Source organism: Streptomyces sp. NPDC059169 (genome assembly GCF_042755225.1).
Lineage (GTDB): Bacteria > Actinomycetota > Actinomycetes > Streptomycetales > Streptomycetaceae > Streptomyces.
This window is the reverse complement of sequence record NZ_JBHZCF010000021.1, coordinates 110,731-127,142: the sequence shown is the minus strand read 5'-3', so window position 1 is coordinate 127,142 and position 16,412 is coordinate 110,731. Positions and strand designations below refer to the sequence as shown.

13 protein-coding genes are annotated in these 16,412 nt (G+C 71.4%); 5 read left to right on the top strand and 8 right to left on the bottom strand.

What is annotated here, in order from left to right:
* Positions 1-46: 46 nt before the first annotated feature.
* From ACFXOM_RS30980 to ACFXOM_RS30965, 4 genes are all read right to left on the bottom strand, one after another.
* On the bottom strand, positions 47-676 hold the full coding sequence (locus ACFXOM_RS30980; RefSeq protein WP_384941459.1) for an LAETG motif-containing sortase-dependent surface protein: 630 nt from the start codon (positions 674-676) through the stop codon (positions 47-49).
* Positions 677-817: 141 nt separating this feature from the next.
* Positions 818-1,555 carry a PP2C family protein-serine/threonine phosphatase gene (locus tag ACFXOM_RS30975; RefSeq protein WP_384941461.1) on the bottom strand — a complete coding sequence of 246 codons (738 nt, stop codon included), beginning with the start codon at positions 1,553-1,555 and terminating at the stop codon, positions 818-820.
* Positions 1,556-1,727: 172 nt separating this feature from the next.
* The gene (locus tag ACFXOM_RS30970; RefSeq protein ID WP_385040613.1) at positions 1,728-2,165 is read right to left on the bottom strand and encodes a cupin domain-containing protein; all 438 of its coding nucleotides are present in this window, start codon (positions 2,163-2,165) and stop codon (positions 1,728-1,730) included.
* A gap of 81 nt (positions 2,166-2,246) precedes the next feature.
* On the bottom strand, positions 2,247-2,492 hold the full coding sequence (locus ACFXOM_RS30965; RefSeq protein ID WP_384941465.1) for a hypothetical protein: 246 nt from the start codon (positions 2,490-2,492) through the stop codon (positions 2,247-2,249).
* A gap of 463 nt (positions 2,493-2,955) precedes the next feature.
* Here ACFXOM_RS30965 and ACFXOM_RS30960 point away from each other — a divergent pair, with 463 nt between their 5' ends.
* From ACFXOM_RS30960 to ACFXOM_RS30950, 3 genes are all read left to right on the top strand, one after another.
* On the top strand, positions 2,956-4,668 hold the full coding sequence (locus tag ACFXOM_RS30960) for a ricin-type beta-trefoil lectin domain protein (RefSeq protein ID WP_385040610.1): 1,713 nt from the start codon (positions 2,956-2,958) through the stop codon (positions 4,666-4,668).
* Positions 4,669-5,110: 442 nt separating this feature from the next.
* On the top strand, positions 5,111-6,988 hold the full coding sequence (locus tag ACFXOM_RS30955; protein WP_384941469.1) for a serine/threonine-protein kinase: 1,878 nt from the start codon (positions 5,111-5,113) through the stop codon (positions 6,986-6,988).
* Between the two features lie 92 nt (positions 6,989-7,080).
* Positions 7,081-8,583: a glutamate synthase subunit beta gene (locus ACFXOM_RS30950; protein WP_385040607.1), complete on the top strand. Its 1,503-nt coding sequence runs from the start codon at positions 7,081-7,083 to the stop codon at positions 8,581-8,583.
* A 99-nt stretch (positions 8,584-8,682) separates the two neighbouring features.
* Here the strand turns inward: ACFXOM_RS30950 and ACFXOM_RS30945 are convergent, their stop codons facing one another.
* The gene (locus ACFXOM_RS30945; protein WP_384941473.1) at positions 8,683-9,138 is read right to left on the bottom strand and encodes an Lrp/AsnC family transcriptional regulator; all 456 of its coding nucleotides are present in this window, start codon (positions 9,136-9,138) and stop codon (positions 8,683-8,685) included.
* A gap of 195 nt (positions 9,139-9,333) precedes the next feature.
* Here ACFXOM_RS30945 and ACFXOM_RS30940 point away from each other — a divergent pair, with 195 nt between their 5' ends.
* Together ACFXOM_RS30940 and aspA are read left to right on the top strand one after the other, a co-directional pair.
* Positions 9,334-10,356 carry an asparaginase gene (locus tag ACFXOM_RS30940; RefSeq protein ID WP_384941475.1) on the top strand — a complete coding sequence of 341 codons (1,023 nt, stop codon included), beginning with the start codon at positions 9,334-9,336 and terminating at the stop codon, positions 10,354-10,356.
* Positions 10,357-10,487: 131 nt separating this feature from the next.
* On the top strand, positions 10,488-11,930 hold the full coding sequence (gene aspA, locus ACFXOM_RS30935) for an aspartate ammonia-lyase (protein WP_384941477.1): 1,443 nt from the start codon (positions 10,488-10,490) through the stop codon (positions 11,928-11,930).
* A gap of 176 nt (positions 11,931-12,106) precedes the next feature.
* On the opposite strand, the gene ACFXOM_RS30930 is transcribed toward aspA, so the two are convergent.
* The 3 genes from ACFXOM_RS30930 to ACFXOM_RS30920 all read right to left on the bottom strand — a co-directional run bounded on the left by ACFXOM_RS30930 (position 12,107) and on the right by ACFXOM_RS30920 (position 15,976).
* Positions 12,107-14,095, bottom strand: a complete 1,989-nt coding sequence (locus ACFXOM_RS30930) for a transglycosylase domain-containing protein (RefSeq protein ID WP_384941479.1) — start codon at positions 14,093-14,095, stop codon at positions 12,107-12,109.
* Between the two features lie 542 nt (positions 14,096-14,637).
* Positions 14,638-15,234, bottom strand: a complete 597-nt coding sequence (locus tag ACFXOM_RS30925) for an HD domain-containing protein (RefSeq protein WP_384941481.1) — start codon at positions 15,232-15,234, stop codon at positions 14,638-14,640.
* Between the two features lie 394 nt (positions 15,235-15,628).
* Entirely contained in the window at positions 15,629-15,976 is a 348-nt protein-coding gene (locus ACFXOM_RS30920) for a hypothetical protein (protein ID WP_384941483.1), read from the bottom strand.
* Between the last annotated feature and the right edge of the window lie 436 nt (positions 15,977-16,412).

Below are 16,412 nucleotides of genomic sequence, written 5' to 3'. Positions count from 1 at the left end.
CCCGAGGGCGCGCGGGGCACGGACCAAAACGACGAGCTGGTGACGATCAGCCGCGCGAGGCGCGGCGCTTGCGGGTCGCGACCAGGATGCCGCCACCGGCCAGGACGGCCACGGCCGCGCCCCCGGCGATGACCGGAGTGGCGCTGGATCCACCCGTCTCCGCCAGGCCACCGGGAGGCGGCGTACTCCCCGCCGGCGGCGCCTCGGTGGTGGGCGGCTCGGTGGTGGGCGGCTCGGTGGACGGCGTGTCCGAAGGCTCAGCGGGCTCCGAGGGCTTCGGCGGTTCGGAGGTCTCGGGCGGCTCCGAGGGCGGCGTGGATTCGCACACCGGCGAGGACTTCGTCTCGTCGTGCGAGAAGCGGTCGCCGTCGCCCGCCTTCACGACCAACCGCACCTGAGCGACGCTCTGGTGCTCGGGCAGCTTGATCGTGTCATGGAACGTGCGGCCGAACTCCTTGGTGGGCAGCAGGTCCTTGCCGTCGACGGTGACGGTCACGGTGTTGGTGACCTTGTTGTTGTACGCCTTGAGATCAATCGTGACCTCGGAGCACGTCACCGTCCAGAGCGGGGTGTGGGCTGACGCCGGAGCGGCACACAGTCCCACTCCAACGAGTCCTGCGGCCGCGCTCGCTATCAGAGCGCCCGAGCGCTTCCACGCGCGGGTTGGTACCTTCATCAATCCTCCATGCACATCAGTACAGCGGGTCTCGTGCCAGCGCACAGTACTCCTGTCACCCCCTCGAACACCCTTCCACCCCAACCGAATCGGCACTGAACCTGGGAACCGGGATGCGGACCGATGTGGCGCACGGTCCGCTCAACCGGAATCAGACCTGGTCGGCGCACCGGGAGTGACCGGGATGAGGACGACGGTGATGTTGTCGTGACCTCCGGCGTCCAGTGCACGTCCGACCAGTGAGCGTGCGTCGTCCAGAAGTTCGGCGACCACAACGCTCCCCCGATCGTGGATGGCCCGTGCACCCCCTCCCTCCGCGAAGCCCGGCAAACAGCGCCACAAACCGTCCGTGCACAACATCAGTCGTCCGGGGACGGCCGGCCGGTAGCTGCGGACCCGCGGTGCCGGCTCGCCGGCTCCGGCCCCGAGCCATGCGGTGAGGACGTCGTGCTCGTCCGCGTCGTCCTCCGTCAACACCATCCCCGGCCCCTCGTCCGGGATCCAATGGGCGCGGCTGTCGCCGATCCCGGCGGCCCACACCCCTTCCGCGCTGGCGATGCCTGCGACGTACGTGCAGGCCGGCGCCACGGACTCGGTGCCCGCCAGCGCGGCGACCGCACGTCCCGCCAGTGCCGCGGCCTCGCCGAGGGCGTACTCGGGCAGGGTGCCCTCCCGCAGCCGCGTCGCGAGGACCCTCGCCCCCGTTTCTGCCGCGACCCGAGCGGCACGGTCCGCCCTGGGTGCCATCGACACCCCGTCGCACACGACGCCGATCGTCCAAGATCCGGCCGTGGTCAGCGCCATGGCATCGGCATTGACGCCCCGTCGGCTGCCACGGTCGCTGACTCCTGCGGCGCCGCTGTGCGTCGTGGTTTCCACGTGCGAGCGGAACGCCGGCTGCCTTCCCCCGCAGTCCCAGCAGAATCCGTCGGGGGCGACTGTCCCACCACACAGGACACATGTTTCAGATTCACTCATCGAACACGAATTCTGGCGGACCTACGCGCGACATCCGTACGAGCGAGCTGATCCCGGGACGGCGGCGCGCCCCTCACACCATCGTGAAGTCGGCGAAATCGAAGCCCGGGGCGACGACACAGGTCACGAGGACCGGTTCGTCGCCCGCGGGCTCCGCACGCAGCCACGTGCCCCCGGGTGAGAGGAACTGGGGGCGCTCGCCCCGCTCCACCGCGGGCCCGAGAACCGCCCCCTCCGCCCGCGGTTCGTCCGGGCGGTCACCGCTTCCGCCCAACACCATGTGCAACGGACCGCCCCGGTGCCACAGCCACAGTTCGTCCGAGCGCACGCGGTGCCACCTCGACACCTCGCCCGGATGAAGCAGGAAGTAGATGCCCGTCGCGTAGGGACGCGTCCCTCCGTAGCCCTCGGGTTCGGCACCGGCGGAGGTCCTCCAGGTCCGCCGGAACCACCCGCCCTCGACATGGGGTTGGAGCCCCAGAAGCTCGACCAAAGGCGATGTGTCTGCCATGGGGGCACATCCTCGTGGAACGCATCGGACGGTGCACGGGCACCCCGGGGCCCGGGTGACGCCGCACGGGTGCGACCGCGGTCACGGCTTGAGATGGCTGAAACCCACCTCGAATCGCTCGACCGAGAGCACGCGCTGACCCTCACGCCGTGCGGTGTCCTGACGGATCTGGTCGGTCCGCTCCTCGCTGTCCCTCATGGTCTCCTCGTCCTCCCACAAGGTGAGCGAGACGGCCCTTCCCGTGGCGCGGTCGACGAGGTAGTAGACGCCGAGGAATCCCGGCATCCACTTCACCTGTTTGACGACTGCTTCGGAACTCGCCGACAAGTCGCCCTCGGTAGGGACGGGGGACCCCTGATAGGTGCTCAGCCTGGCAAACATCGCAGCACCCCTTCCGCCACGACCGCCGGCCGGGAGACCGGCAGCTCCACGAACAGCGTGCCCCAGGCGGACGGAGCCCGCACGCCGCAGCCGGTGGCGCGGCACCGGGGGCAGATGCAAAAGCGCTGGTGGCAGTCGGTCCCGACCGGCTTCCTCGGCAGCTCGGGCGGGGCCGGGGCGCCGGTGGCGCGGTACCGCCTCGGCGTGCGCCCGGAGCGCGGGCATGGTAGCCGTGCCGCACGCTCCGGTGCGGCCGGGACTTACCCGAACGACTTACCCGCGGAAACCCCTTTTCCCGGAGACGTCCCTGCTCCACGATGGGCTCCTGTTTCCAGCCAGTAACACCGGCGCGGCTCCGGCCTGTCGGCGATCGGCCGTCCCGACGGTGTGCAGCGAGGAGTCGACGAGGGTGCAAGAGTTCGAGCGTGTCGGTTCGCACCCGTGGGACGCGAGACCGGACGTCACCATCCTGTCGGACGCGGAGCTCACCGAGCGTATCCGTTCCGGTGCGCCAACGGCTCGGCCCGCGACCCAGGAGCTCCGGCGTCGCCACCTGTCCTCGGTCCTCGAGTACGCCAGGCTCTGCGGACGCAACCAGGTTGCCGGGAACCAGCTGGCGGTCCAGGCCTTCGGCATCGCCGCTCAGGAGGCCCGCCGGGGCATCGGCCCCCGCGGCAACTGGCGCCACCACCTGCTGCTGCTGGTGCAGCGAGTGGGCCTCACCTGGGCGTCCGACAGCCGCCGCGAGCGACTCGCACCGGACTTCGTCGCCTGGATCGACGACACCGCCGAGGCCCGGGCCCTGGCGGACGTGACGGCAGCAGACCTACCGGAGCAGCGCCGCCTGCCCTTCGAGGCGTCGGCGGCGATGCTCACCGGCTTCTACCGCCTTCCGGAGCTGGCGCGCAACGTCCTGTGGTACTCGGTGGTGGACGAGGAACCGGACGCCTCCGTCACGACGTTCCTCAGGGTGCACCGGGACGTCGTCCCCGACGTTCGGCGGCAGGCCGAAGGCACCATGCGCCTGGCGTTCCTGCAGGCCTACCTGGAGCGCAGTCGGGACGAGAGGTGCCTGGGATTCCGCCGCATCATCGAGGCGGCGGCGCGTCCGGGAGACCGGCGGCGCAGCGAGGACCTCGTGCTCCACCTCGCGGAGTGCCCGAGGTGCAGCTGGCTCGTCGACGAACTGACCCTCATGGCAGAGCATCCGCGGATGGTGCTCGCCGAGGGACTGCTGCGGTGGGGCGGAACCGCGTACGTGTCCGCTCTGCTCCCGCACGGCTCGCTCCGTGCAGACTCCGCAGCGCGGGGCACGGCGACCGGCGGCCGGGCGCCCGTCGAAGGGCCCGGGCCGTCCCGGCGGGTCAGGGGCCTGCGCGCCGTTGGGCCACCGCTGTCCAGGGCCGTGTTCCTCGTCGGAGCCGCGGCTGCCGTCGCGAGTGCCCTCGTCGCCGGCACTCTGGCGGCAACGGCCTCCGAAGGTCCTCGCCCGGGCCCCGGGCGCAGTGCCGCGCCTTCCCCCCGCACCGCGCACCCCACCCCGTCCGTGGCCACCGCCCCACCGTCGCAGAGTCCGTCGCCGTCGGAGAGCCCGTCGTCGCCCGCACCGACACCCACCCCGACACCCACCCCGTCCCCCACCGCGGTCAGCCGTCCATCGGCGGGGCATTCGGCCGGCGCCCGGCCCCTGCCTGTGCCCCTGCTCCCTGGGGGTGGTTACGCTCCGGTCGTCAACTCGGGTTCCGGGCGGTGCCTGGACATCGAGAACGGTCTCTTGCAGAACCGCACCGATGTGATCGTGGCCCGGTGCACCGGTGCACGTACCCAGTCGTGGAAGGTGGACCCCAACGGCCTGGTCCGCAGCGGGGCGGATCCGGACTACTGCCTGGATTCACGCGGGAACGTCGACCGCGGCGCCGGCATCTGGAACTGTTCCTCCGTCAACGGGCGGAACGGGCTGAACCTCCTCTTCACCGTGGACGGTTCGGGTGCGGTACGCCCCAGGATCGCGCCCGACTTCGCCCTGGCGCCCTCCGGAGGCTCCGACGGCAGCAGCGTGGGCTTCGACCGGGCCGACGGCAGCGGGGCACAGCGATGGACGGCGGGCCCCTCCTCGGACTGACGACGGCGGATCGGCGCCGGAAGCTCCACTTCGACCGGATCTCCTCCCCCGTGACGAGTGGGAGAGCGGCCGGCACGGGACCGCACCACCGCCCCGCCGTGTCGGGAGCGACCGGTGGGTTCGGCGGGGTTCAGCAGCAGCCGCTCCGTTGCCTCAGAGGCGGGGCGGGCGTCTCAACGGACGCCGGTGCCGCCCCGTCCGGCTGTGAGGGGGCGGTCGTCCGACCACGCGCGAAGTGTGCCGCGGGTCCCGACAGCTGCGGCCCGATTCCCTGCGGGGCGCAACGAGACCGTAGGCGATGGCGGTGCGGCCGCTTCCCCACCGTGGGTGGCCATACCGCGACCTTATTTCGGCATAACTGCCCATGTGAACGCTCGCCTGCTGCACCATGTCAGCCATCCGTGCTGTACCCATGCGGACTTGGGTGGACTTGGGGGTGGCGATGGCATCGCTGAAGCCGCTGGGGGCGGGCGACCCGCGCGACGTGGGGCCGTACCGGCTGATCGCGCGGTTGGGTGCGGGCGGCATGGGGAGGGTGTATCTCGGCCGTTCGCGGGGCGGCCGGGCTGTCGCCGTGAAAGTGGTGCGCCCGGAGCTCGCGGAGGACGGCGAGTTCCGGCTGCGCTTCGCCCGCGAGGTGGTCGCTGCCCGGCGGGTGAACGGGGTCTTCACCGCAGGCGTGGTGGATGCCGACACGGACGCCGATCCCCCATGGCTCGCCACCGCCTACGTGCCGGGGCTGTCCCTCGACATGGCGGTGGCCGGATCCGGGGCGTGGCCGGAGGGGCCGGTGGCCTCGCTGGCTGCCGGACTGGCGGAGGCCCTGGAGGCCATCCACGCCGTGGGGCTCGTCCACCGCGACCTCAAACCGTCCAACGTGCTGCTGGCCGCGGACGGGCCGCGGGTGATCGACTTCGGCATCTCCGCGGCGAGCGAGGTCAGCGCCATCACGCGCACCGGAGCCGTGATCGGCACCCCGGGCTTCATGTCACCGGAGCAGTTGACGGGGCGTCACATCGGCCCGGAGAGCGACGTGTTCGCGCTGGGCGCGGTACTGGCCTTCGCCGCTTCCGGCACGGGGCCCTTCGGTACGGGCTCGGCACAGGGTCTGATGTTCAGGATCGTGTACTCCGAGCCCGACCTCGATGCGGTGCCTCCCGGGCTGCGTCCGCTCGTGGCCCGCTGCCTGGCGAAGGAACCCGGTGACCGACCCTCGCTCGGCGAGGTGCTCGCCGAAGTGACCGAGTCCGCGGGGGCGGCGGAGCCCACGCTGTTGTTCACGAGCGCTTCCTGGCTACCGGAGAGCATCGCACGGACGGTGCGGGAGCACGCGCGGACCGTTGCCGAGGCGGCGGGTCCGGCGTCCGTGGGGCCGGACGGCCGGTCCCCGCTCGCCGACGCGGCCACGCGGACGGCACCGGGCGGCGTGGCGTCGGCGCCCCCCTGGGTGCCACCGACCCCACCGCCCGCGGTACCGCCCACATCGGCCCCGACCGGCCCGCCGGTGCCTCCCCCCTCCGTGCCGCCCTCGCCTCCACCGGCCGGCCCCGGTACGACACCGCCACCGGCCGGTGGGACACCTGATCCGTCGGTTGCACCTCCTCTCGTACCCGGCTCCGCGCCGACCGCCCTGCCCGACGGGGGCCCGCGGCCGGACCCGGGTGGCGGCACCGTCCACGGCTGTCACCCGCACCGCTCACAGCGCCTTGCCCTCGCCGCGTCCGCCGCCGCCGTGGCACTCGTGGCGATCTTCGTCTGGCAGGCCGGGGCGATCTTCGGATCCGGCGGCTCCGGTGCGGGTTCCGCCGGATCCGCTGCCTCCGCACCGGGAGCCGCGGAGACCGACGGCCTGGAGCCGCCACCGCAGGAAGCCTCCACCGCGGACGCAGCGGCGGGCCTACCGAGCGGCGGCTCGTCCGAGCCGTCCCCGGTGGAGCGCGACAGCCCCGCATCGGACCCCGAGCCGTCGGACAGCAGCGGGGTCCGGCAGGTCACCGGCAGGTGGCTGGGCAGCTACGTCTGCAACCAGGGCATCACGGGCCTGTCCCTGAACGTCGAGGACGAGGGCGGCGGGGACGTCTCAGCGGTCTTCAGCTTCTTCCCGGCCCCGTCCAACCCTCTCGTCCCGCGCGGCTCGTTCGCCATGAGCGGGACGTACCGGAACGGTCGGCTCGTGCTGGACGCCACCCACTGGATCGTCCGACCCCCGGACTACCTGATGGTGAACCTGCTGGCGCGGTACGACCCCGACACCCCGGACCACCTCGACGGCACCGTGTACGGGGCGGGCTGCAGCAGTTTCTCCGTCGCCCGCTCCTGACGCACGGAGGCGGCGACCGATGAAAGCCGAACAAAGCGGGCGTACGCTGGTCGGAACGCCGTGTACACCCGAGCAGTCAAGGGAGGCGGCGTATGACGGATCCCTTCGGCTTCCTCAACGTGCCCCGCCGGCCGGTTCCCGCCCGCCCCGTCGAGGAGCGGTTGAACGACTGGCGCGAGGTCTACGCCGGCCAGGCACTGCTCCCCCTGGTGTCCGAGCAGGCCGGGCGTTGCATGGACTGCGGCATCCCGTTCTGTCACAGCGGCTGTCCGCTGGGCAATCTCATCCCCGAGTGGAACGCGTACGCGCGGCGGGGCGACTGGCGGACGGCGGCCGAACGGCTGCACGCGACGAACAACTTTCCCGAATTCACCGGGCGACTGTGTCCCGCGCCGTGCGAGGACGCCTGCGTCCTCGCCATCAACGCGGACCCGATAACGATCAAGAACGTCGAGCAAGCCATCGCCGACCAGGCATGGGAGCTCGGGTACGCATCGCCGCAGCCGCCCCAACGGCTCAGTGGGAAGAGCGTCGCCGTCATCGGGTCCGGGCCCGCGGGACTGGCCGCGGCACAGCAGCTCACCAGGATCGGCCACACCGTGGCCGTGTACGAACGTGCCGATCGCATCGGTGGGCTGCTGCGCTACGGGATCCCCGAGTTCAAGATGGAGAAGCAGTACCTGGACCGCCGCATCGAGCAGATGAGCGCGGAGGGGACGAAGTTCCGCCCGGGTCTCGACGTGGGGAACGACATCGACGCCCAGGAGCTCAGGAGGCGCCACGACGCGGTCGTCGTGGCCGTCGGCGCCACGGAGCGGCGGGAGCTCCCCGTGCCGGGCCGTGACCTCACGGGCATCCACCAGGCGATGGACTACCTGACGCTGGCGAACCGGGTGAGGGAAGGCGACCACGCCGACTCGCCCCTCACGGCAGCGGGCCTGCACGTGGTGATCATCGGTGGCGGCGACACGGGTTCCGACTGCCTGGGCACCGCTCTGCGCCAGGGCGCGGCATCCGTCGTGCAGCTGGACATCAACCCGGAGCCGAGTGCGGCACGGCCTGAGGGGGAACCCTGGCCCGTCACCCACCCGAAGGTCTACCGGATCTCCCACGCGCACGCGGAGGCCCGGGGCAAGGCGGGGAGCGACCCGCGGCTCTTCTCCTCTGCCACCCTCAGTTTCGAGGGGGACGCCCGCGGTCGGGTCCGGGCGTTGCGGCTGACCGAGGTGGAGCCCGTGCACAGGAGCCCCCGGCCGGACACCCAGCGGGTGATCCCGGCGAATTTGGTACTGGTCGCGCTCGGCTTCTCCGGTCCGGAGCGGGACAACGGCCTGGTGGAACAGCTCGGCCTCACTCTGACGGCACGCGGGAACTTCGCGCGGGACGACCGCTTCGCAGCAGCCGTCGAGGGTCAGCCGGGGCACAGCGCCGCGGACGGGGTGTTCATCGCGGGCGACGCCGGGCGCGGCCAGTCCCTCGTGGTCTGGGCCATCGCCGAGGGTCGGGCTGTCGCCGCGGCCGCCGACCGCTATCTGACCGGTTCCACGGTGCTGCCGGCTCCGGTGGCCCCGACCGACCGGCCCCTCGTGGCGTGAGTGCGGAGCCGAAGGGTACGCCGCGGAGTCGATGGCGTGTCGGCACTCGGATGACGTCGCCGAGACGCCGCGGCAGGGAGCAGCGCCGCCGCGGGCGGTTCAGCCGTCCACGGGCAGACCTCGAGGTTCCTTGATCCGCTTCATGATGATCTGCGAGTTGACTTCGGTGACGCCGGACAGCGTGGTCAGCTTCTCGATCCAGAGCCGCTCGTAGGCCCGCAGGTCCTCCACGGCGATGCGCAGCAGGCATCCAGGGCTGCCGAACAGCCGATGGGCCTCGATGACGTCGGGAATGCCCTGCAGAGCGGCTTCGAATGCCTCGACGACATCCCGGTCGCGCTTCACCTCGATCGACACGAGCACTTCGAAGCCGCGGCCGACCGCCTCCGGATCGATCACCGCACGGTAGCCCCGGATCACCCCGTCCTGCTCCAGTTGTCGCACCCGGCGCATGCATGGCGAGGGCGTCAACCCGACCCGTTGTGCCAGCTCCTGGTTGCTCAGCCGACCATCGTTCTGGAGCTCACGCAAGATTGCTCTATCAATCTGATCCACACAGCAATTATCCACCATGGAACCTGGTCGAGTGGGCAAATATTGGCGATCCTATTGCGCTAGATCCCCTCTACCATTGCGCTCGACTGTTCGGGGCTTCCCGGGCATGTCTGGGGGCGCAACCCGGCCGGAGCCGGGCAGCGTGCCGGTCGGACGCGCCGCACCGCCTCTGCGGCACGAGGGAGGAGTGGTTCTGTGGGACGGATCGTCGTCATCAGCACCGGTGGGACGATAGCCAGCCGCTGGCAGGGATCGGGCTTCGCCGCCGATGCGAGCGGCCGTGACGTGATGGCCACGGCCGCCGTGCCCGACGGCGTCGACATCGAGGTGGTCGACCTGTTCAGCGTGAACAGCCCCCGCCTCACCACGACGCACCAACTCGCGCTGCTCCGGGCCGTGCACGAGGTGCTCGCGGACCCGGCGGTGGACGGCGTCGTCGTCACCCACGGCACGGACACCCTGGAGGAGTCCGCGTTCCTCGTCGACCTCCACCACGACGACCCCCGCCCCGTGGTCTTCACCGGCGCCCAGCTTCCCCTCGACACGGCCGACGGCGACGGTCCTGGCAACCTGCATGACGCCCTGCTGACCGCTGCCACGACGCGCGGCCTCGGGGTGCTGATCGCCTTCGACGGCAAGGTCCACGCCGCCCGGGGCACCGTCAAGACCCGGACCCTCGCGGCGGATGCGTTCGGCGACCCGTCCGGCGCGCGCATCGGCAACGTCGGGTTCGGCCGGGTCTCGGTACTGCGTCACCCCGAGCGCCCGTCCCCGCTGGCCCTTCCCCCCGCTCCGGACACCCTCCCCCGCGTCGACGTCGTGATGCACCACTGCGATGCGGACCCCCTGCTGCTGGAGGCGGCACTCGGCGCCGGAGCCCGCGGAATCGTGCTGGTCGGCACCGGTGCGGGCAACGCGACCCCCGATTTCGTCGAAGCCGTCGCCTCGGCCACCGCCAGGGGCGTGCTCGTGGCACTGACCACCCGTGTCGCGTCCGGCGCGGTCAAGGAGATCTACACGCACGGCGGTGGGGTCGACCTGGTGGCCGCGGGCGCCGTGCCCACCGGCACCCTCCGGGCCGGACAGGCGCGCATCGCGGTGCTCACCGCTCTGCTCGCCACCAGCGACCGGCACGAGCAGGCCCACGTACTGCGCCACGTCCTCGGCACGCCCGTGTCCGTCGGCACCGATCCGCCGGCCGCCCTTCTTCCCGCATAGCCGGCGGCCGGCCGGTCTCCGTACCCCCCACGGAGACCGGGCGGGCCCCCGCCCTCCCGGGGGCCCGCCTCACATCCCCCTTCGTCCACCCCGCGCAGCCCATGCATCCCGACAGGAGAGTCCGCGCCTCCATGGCCAAGCACGACCAGCCCGAGGTCCGCTCCGAGCACGATCTGCTCGGCGACCGGTACGTTCCGTCCGACGTCTACTACGGCGTCCACACCCTGCGGGCGGTGGAGAACTTCCCCATCACCGGCACCCCCATCTCCGCCTATCCGGAGCTGGTCACCGCCCTCGCCTGCGTCAAGCAGGCGGCGGCCCTCGCCAACCGCGACCTCGGCCTGCTGGATGGCCGCAAGGCCGAGGCCATCGTGCGTGCCTGCGAGGACATCCGGGCCGGGCGGTTGCACGACCAGTTCGTGGTCGACGTGATCCAGGGGGGTGCGGGCACCTCCACGAACATGAACGCCAACGAGGTCATCGCCAACCGCGCGCTGGAGTTCCTCGGCCACCCCAAAGGCGAGTACCGGCGTCTGCACCCCCTGGAGGACGTGAACGCCGGGCAGAGCACCAACGACGTCTATCCGACGGCCGTCAAGATCGCGCTCGACTTCACCACCCGACGGCTGCTCGACGCGATGGAGGTGCTCCGCTCGGCGTTCGCCGCGAAGGCCGAGGAATTCGCGGACGTGCTGAAGATGGGCCGCACCCAGTTGCAGGACGCCGTACCCATGACCCTCGGTCAGGAATTTGCCACGTACGCCGTCATGGTGGGAGAGGACCACAAACGCCTCACCGAGGCGTGCGCGTTGATCCGCGAGATCAACCTGGGTGGTACGGCGATCGGCACGGGCCTCAACGCCCATCCCGAGTACGCCTCCCTGGCCGCCGGGCACCTGCGCAGCATCACCGGGCTGCCGCTGGTCGTCGCCGACGACCTCGTCGAGGCCACGCAGGACGCCGGCGCGTTCGTGCAGTTGTCAGGTGTGCTGAAGCGCATCGCCGTCAAGCTTTCCAAGACATGCAACGACCTGCGGCTGCTCTCCTGCGGGCCTCGGGCCGGCTTCGCGGAGATCAACCTTCCACCGGTCCAGGCCGGTTCCAGCATCATGCCGGGCAAGGTGAACCCGGTCGTCCCGGAGGTGGTCAACCAGATCGCCTTCGAGGTCATCGGGAACGACGTGGCGGTGACCATGGCCGCCGAGGCGGGTCAGCTCCAGCTCAACGCCTTCGAACCGATCATCGCCCACAGCCTGCTCAAGAGCCTCACGCACCTGCGGGCCGGATGCCTGACGCTCGCCGAGCGGTGCGTCTCCGGCATCACCGCGAACCGGGACCACCTGGCGGGCCTCGTCGCCCACTCGATCGGCCTGGCCACCGCGCTCAACCCCCACATCGGCTATGAGCAGGCGACCGCGGTGGCCCAGGAGGCCCTGGAGACCGGCCGGAGCGTCCACGAACTCGTCCTCGCGAAGGGTCTGCTGACGCAGGAGGAGCTCCAGCTCATCCTGCAGCCGGACAACCTCGCGCGCCCGCATCTGAGCGTCACCCCGGCGGTCGCTGCGGCCGGCTGACCGATCGCCGACGTCCGGTGCGGGCGGCGGGCCGGCTCCACGCGGCCGGGTACAGGCCGCCGCCCGCGTGTTCGTCGCCCCACCGGAGTCGGCGCCCAACCTCATGCGTCCCGTCCGGTGGGGCTCGTGGGGGACGAGCTGCCCCGTCCCCGCGGCGTCCGCCACGGAGCGCTGCCCTACCGACCGGACGGCGACACCTTCCCGGTGTACTCGGACCAGATCTGCGCCGGGAAGACACTGCCCCTCCGTGATCCCTCACCGCCCGTGCCGCCTATCGGGAGCAGCGGTTTACCAGGCTGCGACCGGAACATCGTGACGGCCGTCGACAGCTTCTCCGTGTAGCCAGCGAACCACGCGGCCCGCTGCACGTCTCCCTCTCCGGTGGAGGCGGCGGCGAACCGCCCCACGGTGCCCGCGGCCGCAGCTGCACGGGTCCTTCCCGCCGCGTCCTGCAGCACCGCCGTCACGTCGCGCGCCACGCCCCTGTCCATGACCCGCCGTGCCGCCGGCTTCCCCAGTCCACTGACCGTCTCGTCCCCCCTCACCACCCGGGTCACCGAATACGGGTCGTGGCGAACCCCTTCGCTCGCGAACGTTGCGTACGCACCGGCCACCCTGATGGCGCTGGGCGACGAAGTGCCCAGCGGGAACTCCTTGTTGTGGGGGGCCATGCTGCTTCTGAGCATCCCGGCCCCGACGGCCATGTCCTCCACGCGCCCCAGGCCCACATCGGTGCCCAGTTTGCGGAACGGGGCGTTGATCGACTGAACCATCGCCTCGCGCAGGGTCGTGAACCGGGCGAATGCGGCCAGCGGGGACACGAAGGAATCCCGTCGGCTCACGGGGGACAACCCCACGGAAAGCCGTCCGGCGCCGTCGTAGAAGCTGTCCGCCGACACGGGCTGGACGGCGCCGCCCTCGGCGAGGACACCGTGCTGGAGCGCGGTGGCGAGGACGAACGGCTTGAACACCGAACCCGCGGGGACGCCGGAGGTGTCGGCGTTGTTGGTGAAGTGTTCGGTCGCGTTGCGGCCGCCGTAGATCGCCGTGATCGCTCCGTCCCCCGGCCGCACCGAGGCCGCACCGACTTCGACGTAGCGGTCCTCCTCCCTGGCCCTCGGGTCGATGTGACGGGCGACCACGTCCTTGACGGCCCGGTCGAGTTCCTGCACGGCGCGCCTGTCGAAAGTGGTGTAGATCCGGTAGCCACCGCGGTCCAGGTCGGCGTCCGTGAGGCTCGTCTGCTTCTTCACGTACCGCTTGGCCACGTCGACGAGGTATCCGGTCTGGCCGCTCAGGTTCGTCGCCATGGACTGCGCTCGGGGCATGGGGAACACGGTGTGCTTCGCACGCTCTCGGACCGTCATCATGCCCAGCTCCACCTGCCGGTCGAGGATCCAGGACCAGCGTTCGACCGCGCGCTTCCGGTTGGCTTCGCTCAGCGCTGGGTCGTAGTCGTTCCCGCCCTTCAGCAGGGCGGCCAGAAAGGCGCCTTGGCTGGCATTCAACTGATCGACGCCGACGCCGTAGTAGGCATCGGACGCGGCTTGGATGCCGTAGGCGCCGCGACCGAACCAGCTGGTGTTGAAATAGCCCTGCAGGATCTCGTCCTTGGACTTCCGGCTGTCCATCTTCAGCGCGATGCAGAACTCCTGCACCTTCCTCGAGAGCGTCTGCTCCTGCGAGAGGTAGGTGTTCTTCACGTACTGCTGGGTGATGGTGGAACCACCCTGTGTCTCACGCCCCCTCGCCATGTTGGCGGCGGCCCGCACGAGCCCGGTGAACGAGACTCCGGAATCCGAGTAGAAACCGGCGTTCTCGGCCGCTATGGCCGCGTTCCGTACGGCTACCGGAACCTTCGCCAGCGGGACGTTCTGCCGGTTCACTGCTCCGACGCTCACCATCTTGCTGCCGTCCGCCCAGTAGTAGACGTTGGCTTCTTGGCGCGCGGCGAGGTTCTCGCTCGGGACGTCGACGTAGGCGTAGACGGCGGCGAAGAGGCCGAGGACCCCACCGACGAGGGTGAGGAACGTACCGCCGACCAGCCGCCAGGACGGGAGCCAGCGCCGGACGCCGCGTCTGCCGTGGCGAGGATAGTCGACCAGTCGGCGTCGCTCTGTGCCTCGCCTGCGGCGTGAGCGGGTCGGACGCGTCTTAGCGCTCATGATGCGGCTGCTCCTCGGTCGCTCCCCGCGCTCACCAGCGGTGCCGCGCGGATCTCTAGGACCAATACGACGGCCGGCGGCACCGCGTTGCACCGACGCGGTGTGACGCATGGCACCTCAGACCGACGGAACCTCATGACGTCCTTTCGACTCCCCTCCCCGCAGGGGAGATCGTGCGCGCGGGGAGATCGTGCGCGCGGGGAGATCGTGCGCGCGGGGAGATCGTGCGCGCGGGGAGATCGTGCGCGCGGGGAGATCGCCCTAGGCGGGGAGATCGCCCCAGGCGGGACGGGGCGCCTCCCGCCGTGCAGCCGCGCCGTCACCGCTACGCACCCCGCGTGGCGGTCACCCGGCGGCCGCGTCCCGCAACGCGTCGAGGAGCCCACGCGGCACGGGGTGCACCGGTGCCGTTTCCCGCAGGGCCGCGTGAACGGCGCGGGCCCGGGCCGCTGACGCGCGCGGGGGCCCGCCGCGGCGCCTCCGGCCGTCCCGCAAGCCAGCCGCCCCGGTCGGCCGCCGCACAAGCCTCACGATGTGCCGCCTCACGTCAGTGCATGCCGGTGAACCGCGACCAAGGGGGCCAGATCGGGGTCGCCGAACGCGGACCGCAAGGTGTGGAAGGCCGCGACCTTGTCCGCCCCGAAGCGTCCGATACTGCTGGCGTACGTCCGTACGGACAGGAAACGCGGCGGTTGCGACTTGCTGTGGAACTTGTCCGCGTACATCACCAGCTTCTCCTCGTCCGACACGGCCACGTAGTCGGCGGGCGGGATCGGGAGCCCTTGGCGAACGACGTCCTCCTTCGTGAGCCCCACGCCCGTGTGGCAGGAGCAGAACCGGCACACCTCCTCCGCGAGCCCCTCCTCGGCGAGCAGTTCGTGACCGAGTAGCCCGTGGCGCACGTAGTTCTGCCGGTCGAAGCGCCCGTCGGGGTGGAAGAGGCGGTACACCCCGATGTCATGGAGCAGGCACCCGGCGCGGACGAGTTCGGCGTCGACGTCCAGACCCGACGCGACGATGAGCTGCTCGGCGATGTGCCACACGATCTCGCAGTGCGTGTGGACCAGTTCGAACGCCTCAGAGGTCGGCGCGTACTTCTCGTGCAGGGCACGGATCTCTGCGGGAGTGGGGATGTCCATCCGGGGAGCCTAACGGCGCCACCACGTCCTGGGTGGCCGTCCTGGGTGGCCGGCGGTCGCACACCACCACACCTCGTCCGGGCACCGATCTGCCGGCCGGACCGCGCACCCGGCACCGTGGAGCCGCAGGGCCGACCACACGCGGCGACGCCTCGGCGCGCGCCGGGCAGCCCCCGGGCCGTGTCACCCGCTCTTGTGCAGCGGCGTGCCCTCGGCAGCGCCGGCTTCCCCGGCCGTCGCCGTCCCTTGTAGTGCCGATGCACGGGTCGGCAGGGGGCGTGTCCCGGCCGTCGCTCCGGACTGGCCGGACGCCCGCATTGCCGCCCCGCGCCCGGTCGACGTGGACGGGGTGGTCGGCCGGGCGCGGGCTCGGTCCGGTGCGCTGGCGCTGCGGTCAACAGGCGGAGGAAGACCGGGGTCGTGCCGTGGTGATCCACCGCAGGACGGTTTCGACGGTGCCGTCGTCGAGCCCGCAGAGGATCGTGATGGCCTCCAGGTCGCCGGGCAGCGGGGCGACCCCCGCAGTGGTCAGGGCGACGTGCAGCTCCAGTCGGCGCTTGTCGTGCGCCGCCAGCGGAAGGGGCAGTCGCCGCTTCGGGTCCGGGGGCGGCAGGAGGTCGTCGTCGTCCAGCGGCGTCACGGCCGGGTAGCTGTCGACGTCGAACGAGCCGGGGAAACGGTAGGGATCGATCCCGCCCTCCGACAGAGCCGACGACAGCGTGAGAAGGGGCTCAGCACTCATGGATGCCTCCCGGGTTGTGTCACTGACACCACTGAAGGCGCTCGGCGGACCTCGGGCAGTTGCATTCTGGACCACACATCACTCGAACGTCGCCTAAAGCATGTCGTCACACCGGTCGGTGATGGGGCGTCAGTCAGCGGACCCCATCGGTCTCCCGTGCCGGATGCCCTACCGTGCTCCGTCCGCGTCAGCGCCCCCGTGGGCATGTGCCGTGGGCCTCGGCGGGCCCGCGCCGTCGGCGGGGATCCTCGCCGCGGACCTCGGTGCCCCGCGCGCTCCGTCGCGCCACCGGCCACCTCTCCCGCCGCCGGAAGCGCGGACGTGCGGGGCGCCGTCGCCGGTCGTACGATGCCGTCCCGGCCGAACGGGAGCCACCGGTGACACCGGTCCACGGCCACTCCCCCAAGATCGAATACCTCTCTCGCTGGTCGCGGCT

Excerpts from the sequence above, each read along its gene's own strand:
- ACFXOM_RS30930 (WP_384941479.1), bottom strand. The coding sequence starts at position 14,095 with ATGAGCGCTAAGACGCGTCCGACCCGCTCACGCCGCAGGCGAGGCACA.
- ACFXOM_RS30950 (WP_385040607.1), top strand. The coding sequence starts at position 7,081 with ATGACGGATCCCTTCGGCTTCCTCAACGTGCCCCGCCGGCCGGTTCCC.
- aspA (WP_384941477.1), top strand. The coding sequence starts at position 10,488 with ATGGCCAAGCACGACCAGCCCGAGGTCCGCTCCGAGCACGATCTGCTC.
- ACFXOM_RS30955 (WP_384941469.1), top strand. The coding sequence starts at position 5,111 with ATGGCATCGCTGAAGCCGCTGGGGGCGGGCGACCCGCGCGACGTGGGG.
- ACFXOM_RS30980 (WP_384941459.1), bottom strand. The coding sequence starts at position 676 with ATGAAGGTACCAACCCGCGCGTGGAAGCGCTCGGGCGCTCTGATAGCG.
- ACFXOM_RS30970 (WP_385040613.1), bottom strand. The coding sequence starts at position 2,165 with ATGGCAGACACATCGCCTTTGGTCGAGCTTCTGGGGCTCCAACCCCAT.
- ACFXOM_RS30925 (WP_384941481.1), bottom strand. The coding sequence starts at position 15,234 with ATGGACATCCCCACTCCCGCAGAGATCCGTGCCCTGCACGAGAAGTAC.
- ACFXOM_RS30920 (WP_384941483.1), bottom strand. The coding sequence starts at position 15,976 with ATGAGTGCTGAGCCCCTTCTCACGCTGTCGTCGGCTCTGTCGGAGGGC.